Source organism: Roseibium sp. AWQ4_290 (assembly GCF_056160985.1).
Window position 1 is genome coordinate 46,115 of record NZ_JBSWYG010000032.1, and the last position, 7,047, is coordinate 53,161.

Genomic DNA, 7,047 nt, shown 5'->3' on the forward strand with positions numbered 1-7,047 from the left:
TCACGTATAGGCCTCCTGAAACAGGTCCGGTCCGGTTTCCACATTGATCCCGCCACTCAGCGGCAGAACCGCCCCGGTGACATAGGCACCGCCCGGCCCGCACAGGAACTGCATGGCAGCGGCGATATCCTCCTTTCGTCCGACCCGGCCGAGGGGCACCTGCGCCCCGACCCGCGCACGGACCGTCTCGTCCTGCGTGGCAAAGGCGGTCATCTTGCTGACAAAAGGCCCGGGGGCCAGCGCATTGACGGTGATCCTGCGTCCGGCCAGTTCCTTGGCCAGGATCCGCGTCAGATGGTGCACGGCCGCCTTGGATGCCGCATAGCTGTAGGCCCTGTCCCCATGGGGCACCTCGCCCATGACCGAGCCGACATTGACGACCCGGGCCGGATCCGGGCCACTGGCCGCCGCACCCAGCAGCGGCAGAAGCGTCTGGGTCAGGTGAAAGAGCCCTGTGACGTTCACCTGCATGACCCGCTCCCAGGCCCCATAGGGAAAGGCCCCGAGCGGCGTGCCCCAGCTGGTGCCTGCATTGTTCATCAGAACATCGAGCCGGTCCGTGCGCCCGCCAATTCCAGTGCACAGCGCGTCAATGCCCTCCTCGCTGGCCACGTCGCCGCCGAAGCCCTCCGCGGTTCCGGTCAGGCCCAGAGCATTGAGGGCGTCTGCCGCGTCCCGGCAGGCCTCTGCCTTGCGGCTGGCAATCAGGACCCTTGCCCCCGCAGCCATCAGGCCTTCCGCTGCCATCAGGCCGATGCCCGTTGCCCCGCCAGTGACCAGTGCGGTCTTGCCCTCAAGGCTGAACAATGCGTCCGGGGTCATAGCCCGCCCTCGGAAAATTGCTGACGCAGCATACGTTTGGACACTTTTCCGGTCGCGGTCAGCGGCAGCTGGTCCAAAAACACTACGCTCTCAGGCACCTGCCATTTGGCAAGCTTTGCCTTTAGCAGCGCCAGAATATCCTCTTCCTGCGGCCGCGCGTCCTCCCGCGCAACCACCACCAGCAAGGGCCGCTCGTCCCATTTCGGGTCTGGCACCGCGATTACCGCACAATTGGCGACCTCCGGATGGGACATGACGATGTTTTCCAGATCAATGGAGCTGATCCATTCCCCCCCGGACTTGATCAGATCCTTGGACCGGTCCGTGATCTGCAGGAACCCATCGGGATCGATCGTTGCGATATCACCGGTCGAAAACCAGCCCCCTGCATCAAAGGCCGGTGCCGAGGCCTCCGGATCGTTGAAATAGCCGGAGGTGACCGTGTTGCCGCGCACATAAAGGTGGCCCGGCGACACCCCGTCCTGGGGCACCAGGGCGCCTTGATCGTCGACCAGTTTCATCTCCACACCAAAAACGGCCCGGCCCTGGGACTGTTTCCGGTCGATCCGCTCCTCCAGCGGACAATCCGCCATGGCGGGCGGCAGATTGCCCTGGGTGCCGACCGGGCTCATTTCGGTCATGCCCCAGGCATGGCAGACATTGACGTCCCGGGTCTCGAAGGCCTCGATCATGGCACGCGGGGCCGCCGAACCGCCGATAACCACATCGGCAAAGCCCTTGGGCAAGGCTCCGCGCCGACCGATCTCGTTCATCAGGCCCAGCCAGACCGTGGGCACCCCCCAGGCGGAATAGACCTCTTCCCGGTCCATCAGGTCGAACAGACTGGTCCCGTCGAGCGCAGCGCCCGGAAAAATGAGGCTCGCCCCGCAAAGCAGCGCCGCATAGGGCAGGCCCCAGGCATTGACGTGAAAGAGCGGAACCACCGGCAGAATGCGCCTGCCCTCCTGCAGCACCTTCGGCAGGCTGAGGCACAGGGTAAAAGCATGCAGAACCGTCGAGCGGTGGGAAAAGAGCGTGCCCTTCGGATTGCCCGTGGTGCCCGATGTGTAGCAGAGCCCGGCCGCCTCTGTCTCCTCGATCTCCGGCCAGTCAATCACCCGGCTGCGGCCCTTGAGCAGATCCTCATAGCACAAGACGCCGGGAAGCGAGCTGTCCGGCATATGCTCGCGGCCGGCCAGGATCACGATCTGCAGTCCCGCAGGCAAATGCGGGCGCAGCTTTTCCAGGATTGGCACAAAGGTGGTGTCAACGAAGAGAAGCCGGTCCTCCGCATGGGTGATGATGTAAATCATCTGCTCGGCGGACAGGCGCGGGTTGATGGTGTGGCAGACCGCGCCGATGCCCGAAATGGCGTAATAAAGCTCCAGATGCCGGTAGCCGTTCCAGGCAAGGGTGGCAACCCGGTCGCCCTGTTGCACCCCAAGGGCTGCCAGCCCATGGGCCAGCTGTGCCGCCCGTTCCGCTGTTTCCTGGAACGTGGTTCGGTGAAGATCCCCTTCCGTGCGCACGGACACGATCTCCGCCTGCGGATAAGTTGCCGCCGCAAAGGTCAGGATGTCCGCCACCTTCAGCGGACGGTGCATCATCAGTCCCTTCATGCCGTGTCCTCCCAAACACTGTTGCGTTTTCGCAATCTTTGAAAAAAGGGAACGGCAACCGTAGCGCGTGGCCCCCGATCTGGAAAGGCTGTGCTGCGCGAAAACCTTTGACAGCACGCGCCACTTGGGCCAAACCCCTGCGCGGACCCGCAGCTCCGGTGGCCCCGCTGCGCCAGATGAACTGGCGGCACCTGACGGCACCGGGGACATCCGCAGGAAGGATCGATTTTCCGACATGACCCAGACTTTGGTCATTGCCGTTTGTACCGCGCAGCGCCCCCAGATGCTGACAGCATGCCTCGACAGCCTTGACAAGCTGGTGCACCCGGACGGGGTCGCCCTTGCCGCCGTGGTCGTGGAAAACGATCCGCAGCCAGGATTTTCCGGCGAGGCCGGAGCCGCGCTTTCTGCCCGCCTGTCCCTGCCCGTCACGTTCCACCATGAGCCGCGCAAAGGCATCCCCTTCGCCCGCAACCGGGCGCTGGAGGCGGCTCTGGAGCAAGACCCGGACTGGATCGCCCTGATCGATGATGATGAACGGGCCGAACCGGACTGGATCGAGAAGCTGCTGGGCGCCTGCCGGACCTTCGGCGCGGAAGTGGCCAACGGGCCCGTGCGCCGGATCTATGAGAAGCCTGCGCCCCACTGGTGGAAATCGCAGTTGCTCAAACCCCGGCCGACCGGAACGCAGATCACCGAAGCGCCCACCAACAATGTGCTGGTGAGCGCGCGCCTGGTGCGCCCGGACGGGCTGGGCCTGCGCTTTGACGAGCGCCTGACCTTTGGCAGCGAGGATATCGACTTTTTCCGCCGCGCCCACGGGGCAGGTGCCAAGATGATCTGGGTGGACGATGCCTTTGTCGAAGAAGACATTCCCGCCTCCCGCGTCACCACCAAACGCCTTTTGAGCCGCATGCATATGGCCGCCACCTCCGGCGCCTTCAACATTGTGCTGCGCGAAGGCCGTACCAGCGCGGCCTTGCATTTCATCCCCAAATGCACCCGGCGGATGTTTTTCGGCTTTCTGGCCACCTGTCTCGGCTTCTGCCTCCAACCCTTCGCCCGCCAGCGGGGGGAAAAGCTCTTCTACTATGGCCTGATCCGGCTGATGAAAGGCTCGGGCAATCTGCGCGGCCTGTTCGGCCGGGCCCACAATTATTATGACGTGATCGATGGCAACTGAGCAGGCGGATATTTCAGGCAAGCTGGCCCATATCCATCTGGGTGTAGACGGCGGCGCGGAGAAATTCTTCGTGCGCCTGTCCCGCGCGCTTGCCAAACGCGGCGTGAAACAGATCGCCTTCATCCGGCACGACAGGCCCTGGCGCGACGAGCTGGCCGAACATTGCGAGGTGCACGAGCTGAAATTCAGTCGTTCGCATCTGAAGCGCCACTTTGTGCGCTGGGGCATTTCGCGGCAGATCCGCCGCTTCGGAGCCAGGGCAACCCTGGGCTGGATGAGCCCGGCCAGCAAGTGGCTGCCCAAACCTGGGCGGGACATGCGCACCTTTTTGCGCCTCGGCGATTTTCCCGACGGCTTTCACACCTATGGCAATGTTCAGGATCTGATCGGCAATACCCCGGAAATCATCCGCCAGGCAGTCGAGATGGGCTGGCCTGCAGAGCGGGCCCACATGATCAGCAATTTCGTTGAGCCCCTGCCGGACGGTCTCAAACCCGTTACCCGTGCGGACCATGCCACGCCGCAGGACGCAACCGTTCTGATCGCCCTTGGCCGGTTCGTGGAGCGCAAGCGCTTTGACCTGCTGCTGAAGGCGCTTGCCCAGCTTCCGGAGACCGTGCATGCTTGGCTCATCGGGGATGGAGAGCTGATGGACGAGATGAAAACCTTGGCAACGGATCTGGGCGTGGAGACCCGCGCGCACTTCCTGGGCTGGCAAAAGGACCCGTCCCCCTTCCTCCTCGCCGCCGACATTCTCGTGTGCCCGGCCGATGACGAACCCCTTGGCAACGTGGTGCTTGAAGGCTGGAACGCCGGCCTGCCCGTCGTCGCAACAGCCTCTCCCGGGCCAAGCTGGCTGATCGAGCACGGCAAGACGGGGCTTTTATCACCGTGCGGGGATGTGGAGGGGTTGGTGGGAAATATCCAAGCCCTCATTTCAAGCGTCATATGTCGGGAAAAGTTCCAAACAAACGGTCATGCGCGTCAGCAGGAACAGCACTCCGAAGACGCAATCTGCGAGTTCTACGCAAAGCGGCTCGGACTGAAACTCGTCCGCGCTACCTGAGTTTGCGTCGCCAATTGCTTCGTAGGATCGACAGCAACCTAAGAGTCTGTAGCGACGTTCAATTGAAACGGCACCATTCGAATAGACCGGGCAACGAGGCACAGAGTTTCTTAATCGGCCTTCTTGAAAAGTGCTGTCTTCCCAAGTGTCTCTATCTCTGCAAAACCGCGTTCGCTGAGATAGGCTCGCAATTCGCTGATCGCCGTTGCACCAACGATATGAGGGTGCATTTCAACCACGATGGTCGAAACGTTCGCAAGATCGCAGTTCGGAAGTAGGTCGATTTCCGCTCCCTCGGCATCAATGATTATCGCAGTGGGACGAAACTCATCGACAACACCAGAAATAGCGTCCGCTTCTACGAGGGTCGGTGTTCCCAGTTTTCGATCAACGAGCGATGAAGACAGAACATGTTCTGAGAAAAAAAACTCGAGTTCGCCACTGGTTACCGCAACAACCCTGCTTCTCAGATTGGGACGCATTCCGTTCAAAGAATAATTTGCCTCAATTACAGGCTTCATCTTCGGGTTCGGTTCATAAGACAGAATGTTGTCCTGGCCGCAGATTTTTGCACAAGCAATGCCGATAAAACCGATACCGGCACCAACCTCCAGAACGCGGTCCTGCGCTGTTATTCCCAGCCGGACCAACTTAAGCTCAGGGGTCTCGTAGTCCCTTTGCAGCAATTGCTTGCGTATTCCCTTTGGGACAAATTCCGGATCGGTGTTGAGAACGACCCCGCCAATAGAAATTGTCTTGTAGTTGAGTTTTCGCCTTATTTTATAGGCAATCCTCTTGGTGATTTTCCCAAGCATGCAGAAACCTTTTTCTACCCGTCGATCCACTCCCCAAGCAGACCGAGAACCCGCTTGTATAAAGCTGCCAAGCTGAGTCAAGTGGAATGAGATTGGTCCACCCAGATACGGGACGTCTATCGGTCCGATCCGTTCACGTTTCTTTCTGATGGGTTGCATAGGGTCAAAACCTGCTAAGCGCAGCCATTGTGTAGCACATGCCATCAAGCTATGATGGCGACTTGATATCATGCCAATACGGGCGTGAGACGTAAATTCTGTCCCGCGGCTTGTATGCGCAATAGGGACGAGTACGAAAGAAACTGAATATGTGCAGCGCTGCACCTTAGCGTGTGGACCCAGACGGTGACCCGCTGAAAGCAAGTCGTCAAATTTGTCAATTCATACAAGCCGAGATTATATGAACGTCTTACCCGCAATCTGTGTACAATAACAAATTGCGTCATCAATCTTTAGACTTCGGACAATCAGTATTTTAGTGTGTCGAAGTCTGATTGATAGACCTGCCTTACCACTTTACGCGACGCATCATCGTAGAATAGTTCCAGTCTTCTGGAGGCATTCGTTATCTTTCCGTGTTCCGCCTGCTCCAAAACGTGCGGTTTTCTCATATTTACCAGTCGGGACCGGGAAACTCCACACTCTTTCAAGAAAGAGCGCAGGTCGTGATCTAGGTTTTCTAGTCGCGCCACGCAGTCAAAACATTCAATGGGTTGGAACAAAAGGTCTACTTGTGGCCAAAAGTGCCTATCGTGGCCCACGCCTCCTGCCAGAAGAAAGTCTAGATAGAGATTGAAGCCTTTTGTACTGCCGTCGCCGTAGCCAGGTACTTTGGAGTGCAAGTGAGATACGCCTGGCGCGATCTTGTCCAAGAACGCCGAAAGCGTTCTAGAGTATGGGTCTCTCACAACAACCAGTGATCTATAGCCTAAAGCGGCTCGTAGCTGACTTAAAGTCATTGTTTTTACTGAACTAACTTGACTTTTCAGTTCCTCTGTATTGCTTGAGCCGTCATAGTCACACATGTCAGACAAATAACCTAAGATGCTCGTATTTCCTGATTTCTTGATTCGATTGAATATAACCCCGATTTCTGGAAATGCTGCGACGCAGTCAGAGTTGTAGAAGTTTTTGCTATTGATGTGATTACCTAAAATACATCTTTTGACATACGCTTTCCTCAGTCTTTGTGCGAACCTCACTTACATGCCTCCTTGCGCGAGTTGCGCCCTAATAGCCTGCTCCACATAGGAGCACAACAGGTAATCAACAATGGGCAATTGGCCGAATTGCTCATTAAGTGAAGTCTTATGAAGCGTGGCAAAAACTGCTCCTGCGCTACTTTCTGGCGTGCTCCTGCGTCTCCGCGTTCATATGTTACACCAGTGAGCATTACTGTCCGGGAAAATTCTGATTTAGGATAAAAAAGGTCCGTTTTGTAAGGAGATAGTCTAGAATCGTGGTTGCAACGCCTGATTCAGAATCTCTCCCAAAAACGGACCCAGAAATGACCCTAAGCGTTTTTCATCAGATCATAAAGCA

General features: G+C 58.2%; 6 protein-coding genes. 2 read left to right on the forward strand and 4 right to left on the reverse strand.

Going from position 1 to position 7,047, the window contains the following annotated elements; all coding sequences use genetic code 11:
• Positions 1–822, reverse strand: coding sequence for an SDR family NAD(P)-dependent oxidoreductase (locus ACXAH0_RS23800; protein WP_475195574.1), 822 nt, complete (start codon positions 820–822; stop codon positions 1–3).
• On the reverse strand, positions 819–2,441 hold the full coding sequence (locus ACXAH0_RS23805; protein ID WP_475195577.1) for a long-chain fatty acid--CoA ligase: 1,623 nt from the start codon (positions 2,439–2,441) through the stop codon (positions 819–821). The genes ACXAH0_RS23800 and ACXAH0_RS23805 overlap by 4 nt, the downstream gene beginning before the upstream one ends.
• Positions 2,442–2,676: 235 nt before the next feature.
• Here ACXAH0_RS23805 and ACXAH0_RS23810 point away from each other — a divergent pair, with 235 nt between their 5' ends.
• The gene (locus ACXAH0_RS23810) at positions 2,677–3,624 is read left to right on the forward strand and encodes a glycosyltransferase family 2 protein (protein WP_475195578.1); all 948 of its coding nucleotides are present in this window, start codon (positions 2,677–2,679) and stop codon (positions 3,622–3,624) included.
• Positions 3,614–4,690 (forward strand): glycosyltransferase, encoded by a 1,077-nt coding sequence (locus ACXAH0_RS23815; protein ID WP_475195580.1) that lies wholly within the window; start codon positions 3,614–3,616, stop codon positions 4,688–4,690. The genes ACXAH0_RS23810 and ACXAH0_RS23815 overlap by 11 nt, the downstream gene beginning before the upstream one ends.
• 110 nt (positions 4,691–4,800) lie before the next feature.
• Here the strand turns inward: ACXAH0_RS23815 and ACXAH0_RS23820 are convergent, their stop codons facing one another.
• Together ACXAH0_RS23820 and ACXAH0_RS23825 are read right to left on the reverse strand one after the other, a co-directional pair.
• Positions 4,801–5,505 (reverse strand): FkbM family methyltransferase, encoded by a 705-nt coding sequence (locus ACXAH0_RS23820; protein WP_475195582.1) that lies wholly within the window; start codon positions 5,503–5,505, stop codon positions 4,801–4,803.
• 467 nt (positions 5,506–5,972) lie between these two features.
• Positions 5,973–6,707, reverse strand: a complete 735-nt coding sequence (locus ACXAH0_RS23825) for a sulfotransferase family protein (protein ID WP_475195584.1) — start codon at positions 6,705–6,707, stop codon at positions 5,973–5,975.
• Positions 6,708–7,047 lie beyond the last annotated feature (340 nt).

Excerpts from the sequence above, each read along its gene's own strand:
- ACXAH0_RS23820 (WP_475195582.1), bottom strand. The coding sequence starts at position 5,505 with ATGCTTGGGAAAATCACCAAGAGGATTGCCTATAAAATAAGGCGAAAA.
- ACXAH0_RS23810 (WP_475195578.1), top strand. The coding sequence starts at position 2,677 with ATGACCCAGACTTTGGTCATTGCCGTTTGTACCGCGCAGCGCCCCCAG.
- ACXAH0_RS23800 (WP_475195574.1), bottom strand. The coding sequence starts at position 822 with ATGACCCCGGACGCATTGTTCAGCCTTGAGGGCAAGACCGCACTGGTC.
- ACXAH0_RS23815 (WP_475195580.1), top strand. The coding sequence starts at position 3,614 with ATGGCAACTGAGCAGGCGGATATTTCAGGCAAGCTGGCCCATATCCAT.
- ACXAH0_RS23805 (WP_475195577.1), bottom strand. The coding sequence starts at position 2,441 with ATGAAGGGACTGATGATGCACCGTCCGCTGAAGGTGGCGGACATCCTG.